Raw genomic sequence first — 23,501 nt, forward strand, 5'->3', positions numbered from 1 at the left:
GCGCGGCCCAGGCCGCGCCATCCTCATAGGAAGCAACGCCTGGATTCGCCATGACTGCACGCGACGACATCCTCGAATTAGGCAAACACATCGGACAATCAATCATCGGCCAGGAAGCGATGGTCGAACGACTGCTGCTCGGCCTGCTGGCGAACGGCCATCTGCTCGTCGAGGGTCTGCCGGGGCTTGCCAAGACAAGGGCGATTAAGAGCCTGGCGAGAAATCTGAATTCGGAACTGTCCCGCGTCCAATTCACTCCCGACCTGCTGCCTGCCGATATCACCGGATCTGAGATCTACTTCTCCGAAGGGGGCAAGGGCGAGTTCAAGTTCCAGCAGGGACCGATCTTCGCCAACCTGATCCTTGCCGACGAGATCAACCGCGCCCCCGCCAAGGTGCAGTCCGCATTGCTGGAGGCAATGGAGGAGCGTCAGGTGACCGTCGGCGGCAAGAGCTACCCGCTGCCCCAACTCTTCATGGTCATGGCGACGCAGAACCCCATCGAACAGGAAGGCACCTATCCTCTTCCGGAAGCGCAGCTAGACCGCTTCCTAATGCACGTCGAGGTCGGTTACCCGGACGAAAAGTCCGAGGCGGCCATCATGCGGCTCAACCGCGACGAGGAGAACGCCGCCCATGGCAGTGCGCAGCATGCGGCTGCCCAACGGCTTGACCCGCACGCCGTCTTCGAGGCCCGCAAACAGATCGGTGCCATAGCCGTTTCCGATCCTGTCGAGAAGTACATCGTCGCCCTCGTCTTCGCGACGCGCTATCCGGATCGCTACGACAAGGATCTGGCGAAGCTGCTGCAGGTGGGTGTCAGTCCGCGCGGCGTGATCGGCCTCGACAAGGTCTCCCGCGCCCATGCATGGCTCAAGGGCCGGGACTACGTCACGCCCGACGACGTGAAGGCCGTCGTCCACGACGTGTTCCGCCACCGTCTCATACTATCCTACGACGCCCACGCCTCGAACACGGGCGCCGATCAGGTGATCGACAGGATCGTCGAACAGGTGGCTGTGTCATGACAACGGCTGGCGACCGGGTTCATGTAACCACCGCCGAGCTCGTCGCGCTGGAAGGCCGCGCCCGCGATCTTTCCTTCGTCCAGAAGGCACGAAGCCATCAGCAACTTGCCGGGCGCACGCAGTCCTCCCTGCGCGGTCGCGGGCTTATCTTCGAGGAGTTGAGGGAATATCTGCCCGGCGACGACATCCGCTCGATCGACTGGCGCGTCACCGCAAGGACATCAAAGCCCGTCGTGCGGGTCTACGGAGAAGAGAAGGAAAGGCCCGCGCTCCTGCTCGTAGACCAACGCGTCAACATGTTCTTCGGCAGCCGCCGCTCGATGAAATCAGTGACCGCCGCCGAAGCCGCAATGCTGTGCGCGTGGCGCGTTCTCGGCTCGGGGGACCGGGTCGGAGGCTTCGTGTTCTCAGACGCGGGAATTGACGAAGTCAGGCCTCACCGCAGCCGTAACGCGGTGATCGCGCTCGCCGACCGGGTCGCGAAGGCGAACAGTGTGCTTCGAGCTAATTCGCCTCTCCAGTCTTCCGAAGCCATCCTCAACGAAGTCCTGCACAGGACGGCTGCAATCGCGCATCACGATCATCTGGTCATCCTCGTCAGCGATCTTAACGGCCACGATGACCAGACACGGGAGCTTTTGCTCCGCCTTTCTGCGACGAACGACGTGATCTGCCTACTGGTCTACGATCCCTTTCTTCTGGAACTGCCGACATCAGGCGACCTTGTCGTCAGCGGAGGCAATCTTCAGGCGGAGCTTGCCTTCGGTCAGCGGTCGATGCGGCAGGCCGTCGATCGCTTTGCTCGCGACCGCGGACGCGAGCTTCGCGCGTGGCAGCGAGAACTTGGTCTTCCCATGCTTCCTGTCTCGGCGGCGGAGGAGACCGCGCCTCAGCTCCGCCGGCTGCTCGAACAGTCCGCCTGGCGACAGCGGAGGCGCTGATGGATCCAGCGCCGAAACTCGATCCGGCGACCGAAACCGCCCTTAGGACGATGCACGACATCGTTCAGCCCGCTCCGGTCTTGTGGCTTCCGCAGACCTGGGGGTGGGCCGCACTCGCGGCATTGTTGGTGACAGCACTCGTCGCATCGGTGGTCGTGAAGATCAGGCGATATCGGCACGATGCCTATCGTCGGGAAGCGATCCGACAGCTTGATCGGGCAACCCTTCAACTTGCGCACGCTGCAACGCGCGACGAGGCGCTTCGAAGTGTGCCGGAAATTCTCAAGCGAACCATGATAGCAGCGTGGCCACGGGAGCAGGTTGCGTCGCTGTCCGCCGCGGACTTTCTTGCCTTTCTCGGCAGGACGGGCGCCCACGACAACGGTGCACTCCGGGGCCTCCTCGACGATGCCGAATACCGAAGGGTGTCGTCGCTGTCGGATGACGAGGCGACAGCGACAGTCTCGTCCGCCCGGCAATGGATCGAGAGGCACCATGTATCAGCTTGATCTTCCGTGGCTGCTTGTCCTGTTGCCGCTACCGCTTCTCGTCTTTTGGCTCCTTCCGGCACGGCGCGAAACTTCGGCCTCCATCCGGTTGCCGTTCTTCACCGAGGTTGCGCGCGCGGCCGGGGTGCAGCCGTCCGAGGGCTCCATCGTAGCGCGCCGCTCCTGGCCGCAGACTGTGGCGGAAGGCGCAGCCTGGTGTCTGATCGTGCTCGCGCTGGCACGGCCGCAATTCGTGGAGCCGCCCATCGACAAGCGGGAACCTCAGCGCGACATTCTCCTGGCACTCGATCTCTCCCAGTCGATGGAGACGAAGGACTTTCGCGCGCCCGATGGCACCCTTCAAGCCCGCGTCGACGCCGTTCGAAACGTGGTGTCTGACTTCGTGGCAAGACGCTCGGGGGACCGCATCGGCCTGATAGCCTTCGGAGACGCGCCCTACCCGCTCGCCCCCTTCACCACGGACCATACTCTCGTCGAGACGATGATCAGCGGCCTTATTCCAGGCATGGCCGGGCCACGCACGTCGGTGGGAGACTCCCTCGGACTCGCAATCCGGATGTTCGACAAGACGACGGTGCCGGAGAAAGTGATGATCGTCCTGACCGACGGCAACGACACCGCGAGCCGTATGCCTCCGCTCAAGGCGGCGGAGGTCGCCAAGGACAAGAAGATCGCCATCCACACAGTCGGCATCGGCAATCCGTCCGCGACCGGGGAGGAGAAGCTCGACACGGCCACTTTGCAGAAGATCGCGGAGGAAACCGGCGGCCGCTACTTCTTCGGAAGCGATCAAGCGGAACTCGCGAAGATCTACGGCGTGCTGGACCAGATCACGCCCGAAGATCAGAAGGAGCTGTCCTGGCGGCCGCACATCGAACTCTTTCACTGGCCGCTGGCCGCCGCCGTCGTTATTCTGGGCGGATGGTACGGGCTCGAAGGATTGATCGGCCTGATCCGTCGCCGGAGGCTTGCGGCATGATTGCGGAGTTTCACTTTCTCCGGCCATGGTGGCTGGCGGCACTCCTGCTGCCCCCTGTTCTCGTCTGGATGGCGTCGCGTGCCGGCGATATCCGCGACCGCTGGAAAGGGATGATCGCCCCGCACCTACTCGACAGCCTGGTCATCGAACCGGACCGGGGAACCCGACTCGCGCCCGCATGGCTGGTGGCTGCGGTTTTGGCTCTTGCAATCGTCGGGGTGGCGGGCCCGACCTGGCAACGCGAGCCGCCACCATTCGTCTCCGACACGGCCTCGCTGGTCATCGCTGTCGATCTATCGCCAGCGATGGACGCAAAGGACATCAGTCCGAGCCGTATCGAACGCGTGAAACTCAAGATTCACGACATCCTGGCCGCCCGCAGCGGCGCCCGGACTGCCGTGGTCGCCTATGCAGGCACGGCTCATCTGGTCGTTCCGTTCACCGACGATGCGGACCTTATCGAATCCTACACCGACGCTCTGGCGACGCGCCTGATGCCAAAGCCCGGAAAGGACACCACTGCTGCGCTGCGCCTGTCGGAACGCCTTCTGCAGGGGGGCGACGGATCGGGGACGGTGCTGCTTTTGACCGACGGCGTAGAGAAGGAGGCCTTCGACGGAGCCAAGGCGATCAAGAGTGGCCTCATCGTGCTCGGCGTGGGCACCCCCGAGGGCGCGGCAATCGAGGGTGGTGGCGTTTCCAAGCTCGATCTGGAGGCCCTCAAGGCGTTCGGACGCGATACAGGGGCTTCGGTCGCGACGCTCACCGACGACGACGCCGACGTTCGCTGGATCGTGCAGAAGGTTGCGACGAATTTCACACGCCAGACGGCATCTGCGGGTGATCGATGGCACGATGTCGGCTGGTGGATGCTGATACCGGCCGCGCTCTTCTTCGGACTTTCCTTCCGCCGGGGCTGGGTCGCCCGTGTTGCGGTCGTAATGCTCGCGCTCAGATTGCTCAACCCTGAAGCAGCCCGGGCCGGAACATTCGCGGACATGTGGCTGACGCTCGACCAGCAGGGAAGACTCGCATTCGAACGGGGCGATTTCGATGCGGCCGCAGGGCACTTCAAGGATCCGATGTGGAGAGGAACTTCGCTTTACAGGGCAGGCAAGTTCCAGGAAGCCGCCGATGCTTTCGGACTCTCGGACAGTGCGGAAGCATGGTTCGACAGGGGAAATGCGCTGCTTCATCTGGGCGATTTCGAAGAAGGCGCCGCAGCCTACCAGAAGGCGCTCGAGAAGCGGCCCGGCTGGACTGAGGCCGCGGCCAACCTTGTGCTCGCCAAGCGGCTTCTAAAGGAGCAGCAGGACCACGAGGAGCCGGATCAACCCAACGAGAAACCGGACAGCGTCCAGTTCGACGACAAGGGAAAGAAGGGAAAGGCCGGGACCGTCGACACGGCCGAGGAGACGTCGGAGATGTGGATCAAGAACATCCAGGCAAGTCCGGCCGATCTGATGGCACGCAAATTCGCCATCGAGGCGGAGGAGAAGAAACCTTGAGAATTCTGCTCGTCCTCCTTTCGACGATGATCGGGTTTCCTGCTCTTGCGGCCGACCCCTTCGTGCGGAGCGAGATCGAGACGTCCGACACGATCGTGCCCGGCCAGCAGTTGCGCCTGACCGTGGACATCTTTGCCCCCGGCTTCTTCACCTCGCCGCCGGATCTCCCGCTCTTCGACATCCCGGATGCGCTGGTCACGCTTCCGGAGGAACGGGCGCAGAACCTCGTGCAGACGGTCGACGGCGTCGAGTACTCTGGCATCCGCCGCCAGTATGCAATCGTTCCGCAGAAGGCCGGAACCTTCACCGTTCCGTCGATCGCGGTCGAGTTCACCTACTCCTCCGGCGCATCTCCAATCAAAGCGTCCGTTTCGACCGCGACCACCAGCTTCGTCGTCAGCGCGGTTCAGGATTCGCATGCTGTCTTCTCTGCCCACGACCTTGAGATCACGCAGTCCTTCGATCCGGATCCGAAGGCGTTAAAGGCCGGCGATGCGGTCACACGCACGATCGTCGTCACGGCGAAGGAGACGCAGGCGATGCTCATGCCGCCTGTGGACGTGGGCCTGGCTCGGGGAGTTCGGCAGTACGCTAAGCCGCCGCAGCTCGAGGACGGCGTCGCCGCAGGCCGGGGCGACATCATGAGCAGGCGGACCGAGACCTTGGTCTATACGGCGGAGGCGGCTGGCAGCTTCAGTCTTCCTCCAGTGCGCTATCCGTGGTTCGATCTCGACACGTCGTCCGAAGCCGTTGCCGAACTGCCCGCGACGGAGATCGCGGTGGTGCCCGCTCCGGCGCGGAACGGCATCGCTCCAGAGCTCGAGACGCCTCAGAAGAACCCGTTCGAAGAGCGTCGGAAGACCGCGCTTGATATCCTGGTGGCGCTCGCCGCCATCTGGCTGGCCTGGATGATGCGACGGATCCCGGCGGCCTCAGCGAGAAAGCTCCAAGACCTGCGCGCCGAGATGAAGAAATCGCGTCGATATCGCCTGCGTCGGCTTCGTCGCACGATCCAGTCGGCCGAACTCCCCCAGGTCTACGCGGCTCTGCAGTGTTGGAGCGCTTCCGAGGGGTTCCGGACGCTGGGCGCGTGGACCGCGGGAAATCCCGAACTTGCCAGGGAGATTACGCATCTGGAAGCAGCACTGTTTGGAACTGGCAACGGCGACTTCGACCGGGGACGCACTGCCGAGCTCGTTGGACGCGGCGCGGAAGGTACTACAGCGGGACGCCGGAGTACACTGCCGGAACTCAATCCATCCGGCTGACACCGTTCGTCCAAGCGATCGTTTACGTAAATAATGCTTCCGTTTACCGTTGCGTACTTTCGTCACTCCACCGCCTGCGCGAAGGTGCAGCATCGATTGGAGGCAGAAATGGCACTGATATTCGAGGAAGGCGTCGACACCACTCCGGTTGGCATGCGCTGGATCCCCGGGGGAACCTTCGTGATGGGTTCCGACCACCACTATCCGGAAGAGGCTCCCGCCCATCCGGTGAAGGTCGATGGTTTCTGGATCGACGAGACGCCCGTGACCAACCGCAGGTTCATGGAATTCGTGGAGGCGACGGGGCACGTGACGACGGCGGAGAAGGCCCCGGACCCAAAGGACTATCCGGGCGCGCTTCCCGAGATGCTACGGGCGGGATCGCTGCTCTTCATCCAGCCGAAGGCGGTGAGCGGTTCCGACATATCGCAGTGGTGGACCTTCAAGTTCGGCGCGAACTGGCGCCGTCCTCTCGGCGGCATCAGTGATCTTCGCGGCAGGCTCGACCACCCTGTGGTACATGTCGCCTGGTCGGACGCGAAGGCCTATGCCGACTGGGCAGGGCTGGAGCTGCCAACGGAGGCCGAGTGGGAGTTCGCGGCGCGTGGCGGATCCGAGACCGAATACGCCTGGGGCGAAGAACTCAGGCCCGGCGGGAAGCCGATGGCGAACATCTGGCAGGGAACGTTTCCGACCCTGTCGACGAAACCGAAGGGACACGAGCGGACATCGGCCGTGCGGTCATTTCCGTCGAACGCCTACGGCCTCTACGACATGATTGGCAACGTCTGGGAGTGGACGGCGGACTACTGGACAACCCGGCACCCGGAGCCCGCCAAGCATTCCTGCTGCATCCCGAGCAACCCGCGCGGCGGCGACGCCGAGGCGAGCTACGATCCCCGCCAGCCGTCGATCAGGATTCCGCGGCGCGTCCTCAAGGGCGGCTCCCACCTCTGCGCACCTAACTACTGTCGCCGCTACAGGCCCGCCGCCCGCCATGCCGAGCCGGAGGACACCTCGACCAGCCATGTCGGGTTCCGCTGCATCAAAAGAGCAAATCCATCGGGAGATCGCACGTGAAGATGACCCTCCGAATGACGCGCAGAACATTTGTCAAGGGGCCCCCTCTCGTGGCGGCCAGCCTTGCAACCGGCGCAACCGATCTCCCCGCAGCAGCGCAGGACAGAGTCTTGCCGTCATGGAACGACACTGCGGCCCGTCAGCGCATCATCGACTTCATCAAGGCGACGACGACCGACGGCGGCGAAGGCTACGTGGCTCCTGCCGATCGGATCGCCATCTTCGACAATGACGGCACGCTCTGGAGCGAGCAGCCGTTCTACATCCAGTTGGGCTTCATGCTCGACCGGGTGAAGACGCTGGCGCCTGAGCATCCGGAATGGAAAACGAAGGAGCCCTTCGCAAGCATCCTCGCGGGCGATCTGAAGGGGCTGGCAAAGGGCGGCGAGAAAGGGATCGTCGAGGTGGGGATGGCCACGCATGCGGGCATGACCACAGACGAGTTCAACAAGATAGTGACTGATTGGTTCGCGACGGCCGGACACCCGAAGACGGGCAGGCTCTACACGGACATGGCATATCTCCCGATGCGCGAATTGCTCGACTACCTGCGCGCCAACGACTTCAAGACCTACATCGTCTCCGGCGGCGGTGTCGAGTTCATGCGGACGATCACGGAAAAGGTCTACGGCATTCCGCCAGAACAGGTGGTGGGAAGCATGATCGCTACCGAATACGCAATCATCGATGGTCTGCCCGTGCTCAGGCGGCTGCCGAAGATCGACTTCGTTGACGACGGTCCCGGGAAGCCTGCCGGCATAAACAAATTCATCGGGCGCAAGCCCATCTTCGTCGCAGGCAACTCCGACGGCGACTACGAGATGATGCGTTGGGTGACTGCGGCGAACGGGCCAAACTTTGCAATGCTGATCCACCATACGGATGGTGATCGCGAATATGCCTACGATCGCCAGTCTGCATTTGGAAAGCTCGACAAGGCGCTCGACGAAGCCGGACGCCGCAACTGGCTCGTCGTCGACATGAAGAGCGACTGGAAGAAAATCTTCGCCTTAGAATAGTCGAACCTACGGAGACGCGGCTCGCGCTCTGCGGATCAGAAATGAAATACCGCGCCAATCATCGGCCCGTGTTCCACGATATCTTCCGTAAGGCTGTCGTCGCTGTAGTTCACGCCCAGCGCTCTGTAGCCGGCCATCGCAGAAATCCTGTCGCTGAACTTGTAGCCGATGCCGGCCATGACATCCCAATCGATGTCGGCACCGCCCGCTCCGATCAGGCCCCAGCCCGTCAGATACACCTCCGGAGTGATCGAGTATACGCCCCTGATCCCGGCCATGGCATCGACCCACGTCGCATCGTCCCGTCTTGACACGCCTCCCAGGGGGCCGCCGCTGAAGGAAATGGTGGTCTCGACGGACCAAAGCTTCGCTCCCCCGATGACGTCAAGGCGGCCCTGAGGGCTTTCGAGAACGGAGTAGCCGACGCCGAGCATTGCGGCGAAGGTCTCGGATTTCAGGTCGACCGCATCTGCCAGCACGCCGCGCGGTGTCGCCGAATCCGTCGTGATCCTTGCATAGGTGATGTCGGTCACTACGCTGAACTTTCCATAGCGGGCTTCGCCGGCGCCCATGAAACCGAAATCGATGTCCTTAAGGATGTCTCCAAAGCTCTGGTGCGTCTCGACCGTGGGCAGGCCGAACACGGCCGTTTCGCCGTCGATCCCGGCGGCCCAGATATATGGCGCGAACGAAAATTCCCACTTGTCGGCATTGGCGGGCTCAGGTTGTGGCGCCATTGCCGGCGCCAGGTCTGCGGCCTCTGACATCACAGGAGCGGAAAGCATCATTGCCGACAACAGCAGCGTGGTGGTTCGCATCAGTGGATTTCCTTTCATGGCGCAGGCGATCGACCGAGATTGTAGGTCGAAACCGATTGGACATGATTCTGCTTCGCAAGGAAGTACGTTACCGTAAACGGCATCGTAAATGTGCGCATTCCGATCCTCTTCCTGAAGTGCGGGCGGCGGTGATAACCGTCACACCGCGACTGTTCCAACTGTCGCCGATGACCGGTCCTCATCACCTGCGGAATCTCGCTCCGCCACCTCCGTGGAAACCGCCGAATTCGCGGCCACCGAATTGCGGCCGGTTGAACTCGCCGATGTCGCCGCGGCCAAAATCACGGCCGAGTTCGCGCATGTTGCCGGCCTCGCGCCCTGCCCTGTCGATCGCGAGATGGTCGGGTGCATACCCGCTCGCATTGCTACCCCGCGGGATGCGTTCCGAGACGTTGTTCTGGATCCGCTTTGCAGTATCCGGATGCGCGGTCGCAAAATTCTGTCCCTGCTGCTTGAGGCCCTCCGCATTCGGCCGATTGATGTCCTGCCAGCCATTGTCCGTGTGCTTCTGCCACTGACCATCGTCCTTGCGATAGACATTACCGTCGCGGCCAGCGTAGATGTCGCCGCCCTGCCTTCCGGCTACGAAGCCGCGATTTCCGGCTGAAGTGTGCCAGTTCACCGCTCCGCCGTTGGCGGTCTGGCCGCCCGACATGCGGGCGAAGTCGCCGCCGTGGCGCACGCCGGCCGTCCCCCATCTTCCGTAGATGTTCGAGCCGCCGCGGGCGAAGGCTGCGTTGCCCGTGCGTGGATTGTAGGCCGTGATGAACCCTGCCTGACCGTTCGGTCCCGCGATCGCACCACCTCGGATGTACGTTCCGGTCGCAGGATTGTAGGCGGCTCCCCCGGCGATCCCCCGGTACGGGCCATAGGCGTAGCCATATCGTCCGAACGTTCCGTAGGCCGGATTGTAGAAGGCACCCACGCCATAAGTGACCGGGCGCGGATAATAGGGCCAGTAGCCGCCGGCCCAGCCGAAGTCCCAATAGGGCCGATAAGCCCAGCCCGTGCCGTAGACGAAGGTGTCCCAGGCGAGATAGGCTCCGAGATAGCCCATGGTATAGCCGAACCAGACGGCGTCCGGTTCCGTCTGATAGACACGGACGTAGGTAGCGTTATAGACGGGCGAAGACGGCGGGATCTTGTAGATTTCGTCCGGCACGGCCTTGGCCACGGTCCAGGGACCGTTCGGAGAATTGGCGGTGAACCAGACGCCGTCCTTCAGCATGAAATAGGCGTCGCCGACCTTGATCACCTCTTCGTTCGAATTGACGGCATAGGTGAGGCTGGTGCCGTCGATAGGCTCGAATTTCGGTTCGCCGCTATAGGCGACATCGGCCGTGACGCTGCCGTCGACGGAAACTCGCGCTACTTGCGGGATGCTGGCCTTCAGACGTGCCTCGGCGCTCTCCGACGTGCCAGGCACCGACGCCCTCACCTGATAATAGGGTGCGTCTTCCGGTATGTTCTGAAAGTCGGCTGGCAATGTCGGCGTCGCGAACGTCCAGGGGCCGTCGAGGCTCTTGGAGGAAAACCAGCGGCCGGAAAGCAGGATGTACCAATGCCGGTCCGCATCGCGATAGAAGACGTCGCTCGTCGTGTTCGATGCCCATTTCAGGCCCGTGCCGGGCACGGTCTCCAGCTTCGGCTGACCGTCGAACAGCAGCATTTCGGTCGGCACGTCGGAATGGACGACCTTCGGCAGCTTGTCGTCGGCGAAAGGCGCAGGCGGCATCGCCGCCTTGGCATCCTTCCAGTTGTCGTCGTCGGGCAGCTTGGCGAACGTGTCCGGCAAGGTGGCCACTTGGCTCCAGACTCCATCCAACGTCTTGGCGGTCAACCAGCTCTTGTCATCCCTCAGGTAATAGGCTGCATCCGGATCGGTGGTCTTGAAGACATCCCAGTTTGTGTTGACGATGAATTGCAGTCCCTCCACACCCTTCATCGGCGACAAGACTTCCTTGCCGTCGGTCTGCACGAGAATGGCGGGATCGGTACTCACGACGATCAGGGGCGGATCGGACTTGATGCCGTTCACATCGTTCAGGCGCTTGTAGTCGGCAAGGCTCGCGGTCAGCCGCTCCTGGGAGACGGTGATCGGATCGGTCGGCATGAGCTTGCCGACGTCGAGCGCTAGATTGGCGAGTTCCTTGCGCCCAAGCGTCGAGAAATCGATCTGCGTCGCCTGCACATCAGTGATGAGGACGTTATCGCCGTCATCGTCGGCTACAGTCTTCCCCTGGACGCCGATGACACCATAGATTGGCTTGGAGCCGTCCTTCGCCGTGAGCTCCGCAGCAATCAGCGCGTCAATCTCGGTGAAGTTCCGCCAGTCGGTGATCTGCGGCTGGAAAAGAGTCAAGGTTGCGCCGCTATTCGTCGTAAAACTACGCGGCCATGACGGCTTTTCGGACTCGGTGCGGCTGATATACCTGCCGCTAACGAAGCCATTCCGGCCCGAAAATTTGACGGCGCACCAGGCCCCGCTCGCGTCGCATTCCCCGAGATCGACCTCGCTCCCTTCCTTCAGCGTCGCGACGCTTCCATAACTGCTTCCCGGTCCGGACCGGAGCGTCACGGTAGCTGTGACCGATGCAGGGCTGGCAGAAACCACCGTAGCAGCCATCGACGTCGAGACGACCAACGCCACGAGCCTTTTCATTCCGTCCTCCGTCGTCGCTCCAAACCTTTCATCATCGGAGCCTTGCAGAGACAGGTGTCGGAACAAGTACGTTACGGTAAATGGGCTCCGCCGAGCGTAAATTTACGCTAGCGGGCGCTCGCGAGGCTGCCCGTGGTATCGAGGTTAGCGCCCGCCTTTGCCAGCCCGTCTTCCAGCGAGGCGGCGATGGCCGGCTGGTATCGTCGTGACGCCATCATTTCGTGAAACATTCGGATGAACTCAGGATCGTGTTGCGCCATGACCGCAAGCCGCGACGCCGCCTGGTTCGAGTCGAGTTGGGCAAGGGCGGCGATTTTCAGCACCTTGATCACATAGTCTCCGCCATGCACCTGCTCGGCCAATAGCGAAGCCTCCGACCAGTCGGATCGACGGTAAGCGTCCAGAGCAAGAACAACGACGGCATCTCCGGGTGCTTTATCCACGTTTCGCTGTGCGTCCCGCGCTAGCGAGACGCTGGCATCGAAATAGCCGGCCGAAAAAAGGACTGCGGCTAGCTTGGCGCTGATTTCCGGATTATTCGGATTAATGGACATTGCCCTGTTGCCGGTATCGATCGCGGCTTTGATCCACCCGGCTGCGAATTGCGCCGTCATCAGAGCGACCTGCGCCCGGTCGGAGCGCGGTGCAAGCGACACGGAGCGGCTAGCAAGCTCATACGACCTGGTCAAAGTCCCCTGGTCGACCGCACCAACCTTTTCTGCCAGCAAGATTCTGGCGAGAGTCGCTCCTGCGTCCGCGTCGCCCGGATGATTCGCCGTCGTCCGCTCCAAACAGTCAGCGGACTTCGAAATGGCGATTGCGTCTCCATCGTCGAGCGCGCGCTCCGCACGTAGCACGCAGACGTTTCCGAGCGAGGGCGAGGCGCTCTCCTGGATCTCAGCTTCATTGACCACGCTGCCGCTGGAGGCGAAACGCCTAGCCAGGGAGGCGGCAAGCGCCATGCTGACCGCCGTGGAACTCCTGCCGGCCGCGTCCTCCCTCTCGACTCCGGACCGGAGCACCTCTCCCGTCGCCATCTTCGCAATCTGCCACCACACGCTCCGGTCGTCGCCATCGCCATAGTACTTCATCTCGATCCGATAGGCGTTGGTATCGTAGGCGCGGCGGGCTGAAAATTGAGTGCTGTTCGTTGACGAAGCTCCCATCACAGTCAGCGTCCGAAACTGGGTCAATGCCGTCAGCAGCATGCTGCGCGTGGCATCAGCCTCCCCGCTCCAGGCGGGATCTGCCGCCGTCATCTCGACCGAGGCTGTTGGACGCATGGTCAAGGGCACATTGTATTCGAACAATGCCCATACGGCAGCCGTCGCGGCGAAACAGACTACCGCTATTGCCATCCACGCCCGTCGCCCCGCAACCGGGAAAGTTCTTCCGGTCGATGGCGCGACGGGATCGCCATTCGCCGCCCGTTCGTCGATCCCTGCAGGCTCCGTCCCCACTTCACCGCCCATTTCGCAATCGGGCGACGAAGATACCGAAAAAACGGTGACATAGCGCCCTTTCGGCAAGTCGATCACGATGCCGCCCGGAGCGCGATACGCTTCGTAGTATTGGCCAAGCGCGGTGCGAAGGCGGCCCACCTCGATGCGCACTATAGGATCGAGAGAGCCGTCGAAATTGCTGGGCCGCCCGAGCACGTCGATTGCGATAGAGTAGGCTTTGACACCTTGTGAGTGTCCACGGAATCCTTGTTCGGAAATATATCGCAGAATCGCCCTCGCCCGCTCCGTCGCGTGGAATCGCGGATCGGATAGCAGCCGGTCCAACTCGGCTCTGGCGTCCACCTCTGAAACTTCGCAAGCCCTCGTGTCGCGTTCTTCAGCGTCCATGGCCGCCCCGCACGTGCTGATCTGTCTAAAGTAGAACGGACGCATTTATCGCCTAGAAAACAATAAGTTGCAATATGGGGCGTCGACAAAACCAAGGCGTGACTGATTTTTCGCCAAATTCAACGGAATCCCGGATCACTCCGGCATATTCGAGCCGTGCTCGACACAGTACCGTATGACCTCGGATTCGATTTCCTCGCAGATGGTCCTGTACTCGTCGATCATTGGCGACCTGCCGGTGGCAGTTTCCTTGAGAAGCCGGTCGAGGGTGGCGCAGGCTTCGTCGTAAGCTTCAAACAACTCTCCGAAGGAGGAAGGCTTGGCCGCAAGAATCTGAAGCCGGCCCCGGACAGCGGGCAGCTTCAACATCAGCCGCCAGATGCCTCGTTCCCTCGTACCCGTCTGGGCTCTTCCGCTGCCGTACCCCTTGTTCATCAGACCATCCCGGCCACCTGTCGGCATCAATCACGTAAGTATGCGCCCATACCGGCTTTCGGAAAGTACGTTACAGTAACAGCGATCCCTAAATGCCTTTGGCGTCGTCGTTACGCTCAACGTTTGCGGGTGCTTGGCCTCCTCGAGAGAGACTCATCGCAATCGAGGCAATCAGCAAGGGATGCATTGTGCAGGAGCTAGGCATCGCTCGCCGTCATGGCAGTCTGGTGCGGTCTAAACTCTTGATCGCAACCGCCGCATAGGCCGTGGAAGTGTAAACCTCCTGAGTGGAGCCGCACCACCCCTGGGGGATGGACGGCGACGGGCCTTCCCTCGCAAACATCTGGTGCCTGGTTGTCGGCAGTACCGTCTGCTGGTTCTTGATCGCAAAGCCGCGATCGGCGAAGCGGCCGATTTACGCCAAGTTACGGTAACGTACTTATGCACCGGCGCCATTCGGGCAAGGAATTGGCGGTTCTTCCAAGGTGCCCCGGGGGGTGCAAGGCTGAAAGTGGATCGTAGAACCGACGTTCTCTGCCTGTGCGAAGGCAATGGCGGAGGGGTTAGCACGCCATCGCAAGCCTGCGTCTCCTGTGTCCCTCAGATGCGAAGGTGACATCATGAGCGTGCTCGATATGTTCGCGTGGATTGTCCTGGTCGTGCTCGTTCTGAGCACTGTCGCGGTTGTCGTTTTCCTGGCCATGCTGCCAGGCATGATCGCCACGCAGCGCCATCATCCCTGGGCACAGGCTATCGCCGTGGCCGGTTGGATAACGCTGTTTCTCGGCTTTGCCCTCTGGCCAATCGTATTGATCTGGGCCTATGTCGACGTGCCGCGCGTCACCAGCCGGGAGAGTGCGCTATGATCGTCGTACTTCTGAACGTCTATCTCGTCATTCTCTTTTGCCTGGTCAAGTTCCGCATTGTACCCTTCAACCTATTCTGGAAGGTGTCGCCGGTCCTGGTCCTGCTCCTGCTGTTGATCGGCCTCTTCATTCCGATGAACTGGGGAGCGCCGCAAGGAAAGGCGCTGGTGGTCCGCAATTCGGTTGCCATCGTTCCCGATGTTTCGGGCGAGGTGACGGAAGTCGCGGCAACAGCGAACACGCCGCTGAAAGCAAGCGATGTTCTGTTCAAGATCGATCCATTGCCATTCAAGGCAAAGGTCGATGCGCTGCAAGCGCAACTCGACCTCAATCAACTGCGCCTGTCCGAAACCACGAGACTGCAAACAAGCGGGGCCGGCCGCGCGTTCGATGTCGAGCAGCGCCAATCGGAAGTCGAGCAGCTTCAGGCACAACTGGCCGGTGCGAAGTGGGACCTGGAAAAAACAGTGGTGCGTGCTCCTGCCGATGGTTACGTCACCAATCTGGCTCTTCGCCAGGGCGCTCGCGTCAGCAGCCTGCCGCTATCTCCGGTGATGGCCTTTATAGACACGTCGGAAACTATCATTGGCATCGAGGTGCCGCAGATCGATGCGCGCTATATCCAACCCGGCCAGCCGGTCGAGGCGACCTTCAAGTTCATGCCTGGCAAGGTTTACTCCGGAAGGGTCGAAAGTGTTTTACAGGCAGTGGCGACCGGGCAAGCGAGGGTGTCGGGGACGGCGGTCACGCCCGAGGCGATTCAGAGTGTTCCATTTGTTGTCAGGATCGCACTCGACGATGCCGCGTTTGCATCCAAGCTTCCGGCTGGGAGCACCGGCACCGCCGCCATTTTCACGGATCATGTCAGAGCAGCGCATCTGATCCGTAAGGTGCTGCTCCGGCAGGTCGCGATCATGAACTACGTCAATCCATTCTGATCCACGTAATTCCGCCCAACGGCCGGGAGTCCGCGATGCTCCAGACCGCAACGGCCCGATGTCGATTGCAGCGATGAAGGCCCATTCCTCCACGGTCGCGGCCATTCAGAAATATTGCCGCGACCGCACATCTTCCACGCAAGAGATCGTTGAAATCGTAGACGCTAGATGATCTATAATTCCTGGAATTCGATGCCACCGCCGTCGTTGCCTTCTTCCGCGGCCTGATCGATCTAAGGGAATTATCGCGCATGTACGATCAGAGATGGGAGCGTTCCGTCAGGGTTGAACTCCAATCTCATGGCACAAGGATCATCAGCACGACGAGAGAGGCGGCGGACTGCCTGATTGATTTATGGCCCAAGGATCACAGCAAGGAGTTCGACGAAGCGCTGCGCATCTGCCTCGATGTGTATGAAGGAAACGAGACACCCTCTGCTGCGCGGAAGGCGTTCATCGCAGCAGCGATCCGGGCAGCGGTTCCTGTGGAGTATTAGAGCAGATGGACCTTAAATCGACCGAAAGACTCCTGACTGACGGCGTGACACGCTGGTGTACTCCGGGGTCGCGGACATCTTCATAGCAGGTGAAATCGGTGGAAGACCAACCGTTGCTCGTCTCGACGCTGCCGCCAAGCCGAGCTCATAAGCGCCTCGCACTGGTCATCGTCATGCTGATGGTCGCGGTTTACATTGGAACGGCACCGCTCCTGCATTTACGCCTTTCCGGCCTCCCAATATTCGTCCCCCTGCTGGACGTCGCATTGTTCATCATAGATCTTGCCACGGCAGCCCTGCTCTACGCGCATGTTTCCATTCTCGGTTCGCGCTCGCTTCTGGCCTTGGCAAGCGGATACATGTTCACGGCGCTCATCATCGTTCCGCACGCTTTGACCTTTCCAGGCGCCTTCAGCCCTACTGGCCTGCTGGGGGCAGAAATCCAGACGAGCAACTACCTACAAATATTTTGGCGCGCCGGATTGCCTTCTGCGGCCATCGCCTACGCTCTGCTGAAGAACCGCGAAGCCAGGGGCCAGTTGGCTGACCGCAAGACGCCGGGCCGCATCTTTGCCAGCATCGGCATCGTCGCGTTGATCGTGTGCAGCCTGACGTGGCTTACGACCGGCGGCGTCGCCCTACTGCCCGACATCATGATAGACGCGGAACATCGAAGATGGGCGGTGGATGCTCCAGTCATCATCCCGATCGAAATCGCCGCGCTCGTGCTCGTTTGGAAACGACGGGAATCCGTGCTCGATCTCTGGCTCCTTGTCGTATTATGCGCGTGGTTGATCGCAAGCCTCCTTGTCAGCTCCACCACCTACCGCTTCAGCTTCGTCTGGTACGAAAGCCGTTTTTATGGACTGCTGGCTTCCTCGTTCGTGCTGTTGGGGCTGCTGACGGAGATGACAACCCTCTATGGTCGGCTTGCCGTGTCGCTGCTAACGCGGCGCCACGAGCGCGAAACCCGGCTCATGCAGGTCGATGCGACGTTGGCCGTGGTCTCGCATGAGATCAACCAGCCGCTGGCAGCCATCGCCATGAACGGCAGCGCCGGCCTGCACGAACTGGCCAAGGAGAAACCTGATCAGGATGTCCTTTCGGAGATCCTCAAGGATATCGCCAGAGATGGCCACCGCGCCGGCGGGATCATCGACGGCATCCGTGGCATGTTCAACCGCGACGGCCAGGCAATGGAGGAACTTGATCTCAACCAGCTCGTCAACGACACGCTCGTCTTCGTCAGCCGAGACCTGCACGAACGCGGGATTGCCATCGAACTCCTGCTTCACCCGCAGCCTGCAATCCTCAGGGGCAACCGGACGCAGCTCCAGCAGGTCCTGCTGAACCTGATGTCGAACGCCATGGAGGCGATCGAATCCAGTCCGGGGCGTTTGCGGCAATTGCGTATCGTGACCGGCCGTAGCGGGAATGACATCATGCTGAAGGTCGAAGATTCCGGCCCTGGAATCGATCCTGACGTGAGTGACATGATCTTCGAGCCGTTCGTCACCACCAAGGCCAAGGGAACGGGACTAGGCCTGTCGATCTGCCGGACGATCGTGGAACGGCACGGAGGGCGAATCCAGGCCATGCGCAACGATTACGGAGGAGCAACCGTCCTGACCTCCGTTCCGGCATCTCCGGGAAAGGGCCGGTCGGCATCATGAATCCCATCGTTTTCCTGATCGATGACGATCCGTCGATCCTGTCGGCATTGTCCCGACTTTTGGCCGTCAGGGGATTCGAGACACGTGCGTTTTCGTCCCCGACCGAGTTCCTTGCCGCTCATGACCCGGATGTGCCGGGCTGCGCTGTCGTGGACGTCTCCATGCCGGGCCTGAATGGACTGGATCTGCAGATCGCGCTGAAGGACTCGGAGGGAAGGTCCCGCCCTGTCGTCTTCATTACCGGGCGCGGTGACATCCCCACCAGCGTGCGCGCCATGAAGGAAGGAGCCGTCGACTTCCTGACGAAGCCGATCGACGAAGACGCGCTGTTCACCGCCATCAGTTCGGCAATCGGCAAGGACCTCTCATCGCGCAATGCCAGATTGGAGCTCGATGACGCCACCAGCCGCTATCGGCTGCTGACGGCGCGTGAGCGCGAAGTCCTTTCCTACGTCATCGCAGGCCTGCTCAACAAGCAGATCGCCGCGGACATCGGCATTGCCGAAAAGACCGTCAAGCTCCATCGAGGACGCGTCATGGCAAAGATGAAGGTGCGTTCGCTTGCCGAACTCGTTCGCCTGGCGGATCGCCTCGGCCTGCAGCCGTCGCAGCGTCCCTAGCGGCTGGGGCGACTGCGGGATGCCCTTCCCACGTCACCTCATCCTGCTCCCGGAGCGCCGGTCGACTGGACCAAAGACCAGCTACAAAAGAACACGTAACAGCCATAACATCGCGCGGAGATCGAGGAGTAAATTGTTTGAAGGTCGCGATCGTCGATGATGACCAGCATTTCGGAAGGGCGCTCGCGCGCGTTCTCGCCGCAGAGCAGTGTGAGACATCGTTATTTGGCTCCGGCGCCGATTTCCTGCGATCCCTGCATGCCCAGGTTCCCGATTGCCTGCTGCTCGATGTGCGCATGCCGGGCATGGACGGATTCAGTGTGCAGGAAACCCTCAAGGCGGGTGGGTTTGCCATACCCATCATTGCCATCAGCAGCGCCGCTTCCGACGTCGCGAAGCGGATGGCGGACGGCGGCGCCGTGACTTGCCTGGCAAAGCCAGTCGACGTCGGTTTGCTGATGGATGCCGTTCGGCAGGCCATCGCCATCGCATCGCCAACCGCGACCCCTTCCTAATCCACCTCCTGCAGCTCCGATCCCGGATGAACATCCTTTCAGTAGGTGGACCAAGGTCCAACTAGGCTGTTGCATCTCCGTGATTCATGAATGATCCGGCGGTGGGACCTCCGTTCCGCCTGAGCGAAATGCTGAACAGACGCGGAAAACGAGGTTTGCCTATGGACGCGGACAAGATCTTGGGAGATTCGGTCGCCGATGGTCTCATCAAGGTTTCCGGAGCACGCGCGGAACTGGAGCGCCTGCTTTCCGACCCCCGGCTCCGGTGTACCGATCCCCAGAGGCGCTTCCTGCGCTTCGTTTCTGAAGAGTTGTTCCGCGGTCGGCATGCGGAGTTAACGCCGCATGCGATAGCCGTGCGGATATTCAACAGGACGCCGAGCTTTGACCCGGCAACAGATCCAATCGTACGCATTGAGGCCGCGCGCCTCAGAATGTCCTTGTCGCGTTTCTACGAACTCCACGGCCGGAGCCACGAGATACAAATCGACCTGCCTTCGGGAAGCTACTTTCCCCGCTTCACGAAGGTCGCGGTGGAATAGTCGAGCCTGGTAGGTTCCGGACAGGACGCACCGGAATCCGCCATCAGTTCACCTTCCTGGCCGGCGGCGGCGTCCAGGAGCCATCCAGTGCCGCGCGCTGCGGCGAATAGAGCCGCAGGGCGAGATTGAACTCGTCCTTCGGAGCCGGCAGCCAGTTGGCTTCCTTGTCAGATCCGGGGCTTTCGTTCTGGATATAGATGTCCAGCGAGCCGTCGCCGTTGAATGTGAGCTTGTCGCGGTCGCCGAGCGCAAATCGGTTCAGCGCGTTAGGAGCCTGGAAGCCATCCTTGTCGTAAAGGGTGATCGACCAGAACGCATTAGCGGGCGGGAGCTTGCCCTTGTCGAGGTGCAGCACATAGCGGTTGGCGCCGCTGTAAGGTTTGCCGTCGCCGTCCACGAAGGAGGCCGGATAGACCGCATCTTCGGGCAGGTTCACGCAGGCCAATGAGGGTGCCCATGCCGCGCAATTTATAGGCGGTTCCATAGGTGCCGACCGTGCTGGTCTGATAGAACCAGCCGTTGACGTGAAGGCCGATGCCGGCGCCACTCTTTCCGGATTGTTCGAGGTCCGCCAGCGCATCCTTGGCGGCGGCGTTGATCGTCTTGACAAGTGCCGGATCGAGCTTCGCAGCATCGAAGGGCTTGCCCGGTTCGAGCCCGATCTGTCGCACGCGAAACAGGATCGGATAATCGTTGGGATGTGGCGGATATTTCGCCATCAGTTTGGCAAGCTGGCCAAGCATGGCGACGCCATCGAGCTTATTGACTTGAACCAGCGGCGGCGTCTTGTTGTCGATGGCCGGATCGGTTGACACCTTCGCGGGCGGCGCGTAACTCTTGCCCCAACGGCTGAGGGGCGTCAGCTTGTAGCCATCCTGAACCGTGTGAACCGCGTCGTAGTCCGAGGGACCGTTGGTCTGCGTGCGGCCGAGAATCCAGATGGTCGATGTCGGCGCTTCGATCTTGGTCACGCCGGTCGGCAGCTTTCCCTTCCAGCCTGGCGCCACGAGGGCGAAATTCCCCGCTTTGGCACCGGTCGTGCGCAAGCCCACGACACTGAAGACGTCAGTCCACATGTCGAGCATCGGCAACAGATAGTAGCGTCCGCCTGTATCGGGAACCGACAGGATGATCGGCTCCCCGCGCGAGGTCGAGCCAGACGGGCGAATAGAGCGTATCGAAATTGTAGCGCACGACGTCCCTGTCCTCGGCGCGAGGGTAGGTGCGCGCATGCGCGAACTGGTTGACCGGAGCCCGCAGCGGGATCGTGTTCGCATCCGGCACGTTCGTCGACTGATGCATAGACACATCCATGGTCACAATCGGATAGGCATAGACATAGGCATCCCGGGCTATCTCGTAGGCTTCTTGGTCGGAGACGCCCTGGCCTGACGCAGCCAGACTGAACGTTGAGATCATTGTCATGGTTATTGATAAGAGCAACGGTTTGAACATGACTTCTCCTCGGCAACGATAGGCGCCGTATCGGGGCGCGCAGTAGCCGCCAAGACAAGTACGTTGCGGTAACCAGAGCAGGCGTTTTACGGTAACAACGACCACCGTCCCTCGCGCTTGAAACTGAATCCGCCAATCAACGGCATTTGAACGAATGCTTTCCTGCGCCTTTAACGCCTGTGCCGCTACGACACACCAACAGGTCGAGTCGAGTTGGCAGGGCACTATGAATTCGAAAGCGGAGGCACTATCGGCGGCAAAGCGTCGGATCACGGAGCTGCAGAAGCAGATAGCGGCACGGATACTTGAGATGGCCGCAGAGGTCGAAACGCTCACAAAAGTGACGACGGGATACGAAGCACGCGAATTCTTGCGCGTCACATGCAACATGCCTGCGTCCGAGTTGTCGACGTACGTCCGCTTCGGCAGCACCTTGCGTGGCCGCGAGGAGCTGCTCGAGAGGCACCGAATTTCATTCCCCGTGCTCAAAGCACTTGTCGGAGCTGACGAAGAGACCAGGTCTGAAGTGCTCGAAAGAATGGAAGTCGGCGCAAGGATCGATCTCAAAAGTATTTCGACCATCCGCAAGCATGTGCGGGAGGCAAAGCTGACGCCTGAAGCAGTCATGGCCGACCAGGGGCGGAAAATCGCGACGGCGGCGGCGCGCAAGCGAGTTCAGGATTCATCGGCGATCTTCCTAGATCGCCTTCATTTTTTCGTATCACGCATCATCGATCAGCGGGACCCTGCCGAACTCGCGGCGGACGACGTCCGCTACGAGGCCAGTGAGCTGCGGATTGGGTTCGAAAATCTGTTTGGTTCGGACCATCATGCTCCCGAGGAACTCACACCGCGTTCGGCGGCATACGAATTGTCGGTGGCCTACCGCGCATTGATACATCTCGAAGACGGCACGCTCCCTTTGGCGGGCGGCGTCGGCGAAATTGATCCGGGGCAGCCGCATCCTTGGCTGCGGTCACTCAATTCGCTGACAGGGCGAGCGCTGGCAGGGAATAGAGAGGATAAGGCAATCCTTCGAGAACTTCCTCAGGGTGACAGGCTGACGGTCGTCGAGATCTGCGCAGGAGCCGGCGGGATGTCGATAGGTCTTGAGCGCGCTGGCTTCGAACACGTTGCGCTCGTCGAATACGACAATCACGCTGCCGCCACGCTCCGTCGCAACGGCAGGGACTGGACAGTCATCAAGGAAGACGTGCGAACGATGGATTTCAGACTCTATCGTCAGCTCGATATCGATCTCGTGAGCGGGGGCCCGCCATGCCAGCCGTACTCGTCCGATGGCTACGGACTGGGGAAGGAAGACCCGCGCGACCTGCTGCCGGAATGCGTTCGTATCGTCGATGAAATTCGGCCGAAAGCATTTTTGTTTGAGAACGTGGATGGGCTGCTCCAGGCAAGACATTCCGATCACGTCGCGGACGTCCTCCGCGGGTTCAAGCGTGCTGGCTACGATGTCGACATTCATCGCATCCAAGCTAAAGACTACGGGCTGGCGCAGGAACGAAGCCGCGTCCTATTCATCGGAATCCGAAAAGATCTCGCACTGTCATTCCGCATGCCGCCGAAATTCCCGCAGCGACGCACCAATATTGGCGATGTCCTCGTTGACCTGATGGCGGCGAACGGCTGGGAAGGAGCCTATCAATGGGCCCGAGAGCGCCGGGAAAACAACGATGTCGCGTCGACCATCGTCACACGTCGTGGCAAGCCTCGCGCCAAGGAGGCAGCCCGCTGGGCCTCCAAGGGCGTTGATATCGCAGGCCTACCGGACACTGCTCCAACAAAAGAGCAGGCGTCGAAGCCGGGTTTCAAGCCCGCCCTGACTGCAAGAATGCGCGCCCGGTTGCAAGGATTTCCGGACGATTGGGTATTCGTCGGGGGCAAACAGGCGACTGCCGATCAGATTGGCAACGCGGTGCCTCCGCGGATGGCGCAGGCGCTGGGCCTTGCGATTCGCGCGGCGCTCAAGGCCAAGCATTGGGATTGGGAGGCGATGCTCTGGCCGGAGTCTCAGAAAGAAAGGATCTTCGTTGCAGCCCCTTCCCTGGAACCTGGGGAGATAGACGCGCGCAACCTCGTGTCGAACGGCTGAGCGCTAGAATGGTCAGCCGAGGACATGGAGATTGGATCGCCCTCCGATGATAACTGCTCACGCGGGAGGAGAGCCTTTGAGTTGCCTCAGGAACGCAGATCGACATCCACGTGGGACGCTTCCTAAACCCAGGATGTTTGCTTCACACACTGAAGGCATTCCGC

At 61.2% G+C, this 23,501-nt stretch carries 23 protein-coding genes; 16 read left to right on the forward strand and 7 right to left on the reverse strand.

The window, feature by feature from the left end; genetic code table 11:
• Positions 1-50: 50 nt before the first annotated feature.
• From ACFPWW_RS02740 to ACFPWW_RS02775, 8 genes are all read left to right on the forward strand, one after another.
• Positions 51-1,028, forward strand: coding sequence for an AAA family ATPase (locus ACFPWW_RS02740; protein ID WP_377310226.1), 978 nt, complete (start codon positions 51-53; stop codon positions 1,026-1,028).
• Entirely contained in the window at positions 1,025-1,969 is a 945-nt protein-coding gene (locus tag ACFPWW_RS02745; protein ID WP_377310228.1) for a DUF58 domain-containing protein, read from the forward strand. Before ACFPWW_RS02740 ends, ACFPWW_RS02745 begins: the two co-directional genes overlap by 4 nt.
• The gene (locus tag ACFPWW_RS02750) at positions 1,969-2,478 is read left to right on the forward strand and encodes a DUF4381 domain-containing protein (protein WP_377310230.1); all 510 of its coding nucleotides are present in this window, start codon (positions 1,969-1,971) and stop codon (positions 2,476-2,478) included. Before ACFPWW_RS02745 ends, ACFPWW_RS02750 begins: the two co-directional genes overlap by 1 nt.
• On the forward strand, positions 2,465-3,457 hold the full coding sequence (locus ACFPWW_RS02755) for a vWA domain-containing protein (protein WP_377310232.1): 993 nt from the start codon (positions 2,465-2,467) through the stop codon (positions 3,455-3,457). Before ACFPWW_RS02750 ends, ACFPWW_RS02755 begins: the two co-directional genes overlap by 14 nt.
• Entirely contained in the window at positions 3,454-4,965 is a 1,512-nt protein-coding gene (locus ACFPWW_RS02760) for a VWA domain-containing protein (protein WP_377310234.1), read from the forward strand. Before ACFPWW_RS02755 ends, ACFPWW_RS02760 begins: the two co-directional genes overlap by 4 nt.
• Positions 4,962-6,233: a BatD family protein gene (locus ACFPWW_RS02765; protein WP_377310236.1), complete on the forward strand. Its 1,272-nt coding sequence runs from the start codon at positions 4,962-4,964 to the stop codon at positions 6,231-6,233. The genes ACFPWW_RS02760 and ACFPWW_RS02765 overlap by 4 nt, the downstream gene beginning before the upstream one ends.
• A 108-nt stretch (positions 6,234-6,341) precedes the next feature.
• Positions 6,342-7,313 carry a formylglycine-generating enzyme family protein gene (locus ACFPWW_RS02770; RefSeq protein ID WP_377310237.1) on the forward strand — a complete coding sequence of 324 codons (972 nt, stop codon included), beginning with the start codon at positions 6,342-6,344 and terminating at the stop codon, positions 7,311-7,313.
• 2 nt (positions 7,314-7,315) lie between these two features.
• Positions 7,316-8,332, forward strand: coding sequence for an HAD family hydrolase (locus ACFPWW_RS02775; protein WP_377310423.1), 1,017 nt, complete (start codon positions 7,316-7,318; stop codon positions 8,330-8,332).
• Positions 8,333-8,367: 35 nt separating this feature from the next.
• On the opposite strand, the gene ACFPWW_RS02780 is transcribed toward ACFPWW_RS02775, so the two are convergent.
• From ACFPWW_RS02780 to ACFPWW_RS02795, 4 genes are all read right to left on the reverse strand, one after another.
• A complete protein-coding gene (locus ACFPWW_RS02780) occupies positions 8,368-9,150 on the reverse strand; it encodes an outer membrane protein (protein ID WP_377310239.1) in 783 nt (260 codons plus the stop codon).
• Between the two features lie 202 nt (positions 9,151-9,352).
• Complete coding sequence (locus ACFPWW_RS02785; RefSeq protein ID WP_377310241.1) at positions 9,353-11,833, reverse strand: SH3 domain-containing protein; 2,481 nt, start codon at positions 11,831-11,833, stop codon at positions 9,353-9,355.
• 107 nt (positions 11,834-11,940) lie between these two features.
• Positions 11,941-13,683: a hypothetical protein gene (locus ACFPWW_RS02790; protein ID WP_377310243.1), complete on the reverse strand. Its 1,743-nt coding sequence runs from the start codon at positions 13,681-13,683 to the stop codon at positions 11,941-11,943.
• A 135-nt stretch (positions 13,684-13,818) separates the two neighbouring features.
• Entirely contained in the window at positions 13,819-14,118 is a 300-nt protein-coding gene (locus ACFPWW_RS02795; RefSeq protein WP_377310245.1) for a hypothetical protein, read from the reverse strand.
• 620 nt (positions 14,119-14,738) lie between these two features.
• Here ACFPWW_RS02795 and ACFPWW_RS02800 point away from each other — a divergent pair.
• The 7 genes from ACFPWW_RS02800 (at position 14,739) to ACFPWW_RS02830 (ending at position 19,769) form a co-directional block, all read left to right on the forward strand.
• A complete protein-coding gene (locus ACFPWW_RS02800; protein WP_377310247.1) occupies positions 14,739-14,984 on the forward strand; it encodes a DUF3302 domain-containing protein in 246 nt (81 codons plus the stop codon).
• Positions 14,981-15,922, forward strand: a complete 942-nt coding sequence (locus ACFPWW_RS02805; RefSeq protein ID WP_377310248.1) for an HlyD family secretion protein — start codon at positions 14,981-14,983, stop codon at positions 15,920-15,922. Before ACFPWW_RS02800 ends, ACFPWW_RS02805 begins: the two co-directional genes overlap by 4 nt.
• A gap of 251 nt (positions 15,923-16,173) precedes the next feature.
• Complete coding sequence (locus tag ACFPWW_RS02810; protein WP_377310250.1) at positions 16,174-16,419, forward strand: DUF982 domain-containing protein; 246 nt, start codon at positions 16,174-16,176, stop codon at positions 16,417-16,419.
• 98 nt (positions 16,420-16,517) lie between these two features.
• Entirely contained in the window at positions 16,518-18,092 is a 1,575-nt protein-coding gene (locus ACFPWW_RS02815) for a sensor histidine kinase (protein ID WP_377310251.1), read from the forward strand.
• On the forward strand, positions 18,089-18,712 hold the full coding sequence (locus tag ACFPWW_RS02820; RefSeq protein ID WP_377310252.1) for a response regulator transcription factor: 624 nt from the start codon (positions 18,089-18,091) through the stop codon (positions 18,710-18,712). The genes ACFPWW_RS02815 and ACFPWW_RS02820 overlap by 4 nt, the downstream gene beginning before the upstream one ends.
• 137 nt (positions 18,713-18,849) lie before the next feature.
• Entirely contained in the window at positions 18,850-19,227 is a 378-nt protein-coding gene (locus ACFPWW_RS02825; protein ID WP_377310254.1) for a response regulator transcription factor, read from the forward strand.
• A gap of 161 nt (positions 19,228-19,388) precedes the next feature.
• A complete protein-coding gene (locus tag ACFPWW_RS02830; protein ID WP_377310256.1) occupies positions 19,389-19,769 on the forward strand; it encodes a hypothetical protein in 381 nt (126 codons plus the stop codon).
• A 43-nt stretch (positions 19,770-19,812) separates the two neighbouring features.
• On the opposite strand, the gene ACFPWW_RS02835 is transcribed toward ACFPWW_RS02830, so the two are convergent.
• From ACFPWW_RS02835 to ACFPWW_RS02845, 3 genes are read right to left on the reverse strand one after another with little or no spacing between them, the layout of a single operon-like run.
• The gene (locus ACFPWW_RS02835; RefSeq protein ID WP_377310258.1) at positions 19,813-20,205 is read right to left on the reverse strand and encodes a DUF1214 domain-containing protein; all 393 of its coding nucleotides are present in this window, start codon (positions 20,203-20,205) and stop codon (positions 19,813-19,815) included.
• Positions 20,087-20,854, reverse strand: coding sequence for a DUF1254 domain-containing protein (locus ACFPWW_RS02840; protein ID WP_377310425.1), 768 nt, complete (start codon positions 20,852-20,854; stop codon positions 20,087-20,089). The genes ACFPWW_RS02835 and ACFPWW_RS02840 overlap by 119 nt, the downstream gene beginning before the upstream one ends.
• A complete protein-coding gene (locus tag ACFPWW_RS02845) occupies positions 20,835-21,224 on the reverse strand; it encodes a DUF1254 domain-containing protein (RefSeq protein WP_377310260.1) in 390 nt (129 codons plus the stop codon). Before ACFPWW_RS02845 ends, ACFPWW_RS02840 begins: the two co-directional genes overlap by 20 nt.
• 226 nt (positions 21,225-21,450) lie before the next feature.
• Between ACFPWW_RS02845 and ACFPWW_RS02850 the strand changes: the two genes are divergently transcribed.
• Positions 21,451-23,337 (forward strand): DNA cytosine methyltransferase, encoded by a 1,887-nt coding sequence (locus ACFPWW_RS02850; RefSeq protein WP_377310262.1) that lies wholly within the window; start codon positions 21,451-21,453, stop codon positions 23,335-23,337.
• Positions 23,338-23,501: the final 164 nt, after the last annotated feature.

Origin of the sequence: Rhizobium sp. GCM10022189 (assembly GCF_042656325.1) — a bacterium.
Lineage (GTDB): Bacteria > Pseudomonadota > Alphaproteobacteria > Rhizobiales > Rhizobiaceae > Rhizobium.

Excerpts from the sequence above, each read along its gene's own strand:
- ACFPWW_RS02740 (WP_377310226.1), top strand. The coding sequence starts at position 51 with ATGACTGCACGCGACGACATCCTCGAATTAGGCAAACACATCGGACAA.
- ACFPWW_RS02745 (WP_377310228.1), top strand. The coding sequence starts at position 1,025 with ATGACAACGGCTGGCGACCGGGTTCATGTAACCACCGCCGAGCTCGTC.
- ACFPWW_RS02750 (WP_377310230.1), top strand. The coding sequence starts at position 1,969 with ATGGATCCAGCGCCGAAACTCGATCCGGCGACCGAAACCGCCCTTAGG.
- ACFPWW_RS02755 (WP_377310232.1), top strand. The coding sequence starts at position 2,465 with ATGTATCAGCTTGATCTTCCGTGGCTGCTTGTCCTGTTGCCGCTACCG.
- ACFPWW_RS02760 (WP_377310234.1), top strand. The coding sequence starts at position 3,454 with ATGATTGCGGAGTTTCACTTTCTCCGGCCATGGTGGCTGGCGGCACTC.
- ACFPWW_RS02770 (WP_377310237.1), top strand. The coding sequence starts at position 6,342 with ATGGCACTGATATTCGAGGAAGGCGTCGACACCACTCCGGTTGGCATG.
- ACFPWW_RS02775 (WP_377310423.1), top strand. The coding sequence starts at position 7,316 with ATGACCCTCCGAATGACGCGCAGAACATTTGTCAAGGGGCCCCCTCTC.
- ACFPWW_RS02780 (WP_377310239.1), bottom strand. The coding sequence starts at position 9,150 with ATGCGAACCACCACGCTGCTGTTGTCGGCAATGATGCTTTCCGCTCCT.
- ACFPWW_RS02785 (WP_377310241.1), bottom strand. The coding sequence starts at position 11,833 with ATGAAAAGGCTCGTGGCGTTGGTCGTCTCGACGTCGATGGCTGCTACG.
- ACFPWW_RS02790 (WP_377310243.1), bottom strand. The coding sequence starts at position 13,683 with ATGGACGCTGAAGAACGCGACACGAGGGCTTGCGAAGTTTCAGAGGTG.
- ACFPWW_RS02795 (WP_377310245.1), bottom strand. The coding sequence starts at position 14,118 with ATGAACAAGGGGTACGGCAGCGGAAGAGCCCAGACGGGTACGAGGGAA.
- ACFPWW_RS02800 (WP_377310247.1), top strand. The coding sequence starts at position 14,739 with ATGAGCGTGCTCGATATGTTCGCGTGGATTGTCCTGGTCGTGCTCGTT.
- ACFPWW_RS02805 (WP_377310248.1), top strand. The coding sequence starts at position 14,981 with ATGATCGTCGTACTTCTGAACGTCTATCTCGTCATTCTCTTTTGCCTG.
- ACFPWW_RS02810 (WP_377310250.1), top strand. The coding sequence starts at position 16,174 with ATGTACGATCAGAGATGGGAGCGTTCCGTCAGGGTTGAACTCCAATCT.
- ACFPWW_RS02820 (WP_377310252.1), top strand. The coding sequence starts at position 18,089 with ATGAATCCCATCGTTTTCCTGATCGATGACGATCCGTCGATCCTGTCG.
- ACFPWW_RS02830 (WP_377310256.1), top strand. The coding sequence starts at position 19,389 with ATGGACGCGGACAAGATCTTGGGAGATTCGGTCGCCGATGGTCTCATC.
- ACFPWW_RS02840 (WP_377310425.1), bottom strand. The coding sequence starts at position 20,854 with ATGCTCGACATGTGGACTGACGTCTTCAGTGTCGTGGGCTTGCGCACG.
- ACFPWW_RS02845 (WP_377310260.1), bottom strand. The coding sequence starts at position 21,224 with ATGTTCAAACCGTTGCTCTTATCAATAACCATGACAATGATCTCAACG.
- ACFPWW_RS02850 (WP_377310262.1), top strand. The coding sequence starts at position 21,451 with ATGAATTCGAAAGCGGAGGCACTATCGGCGGCAAAGCGTCGGATCACG.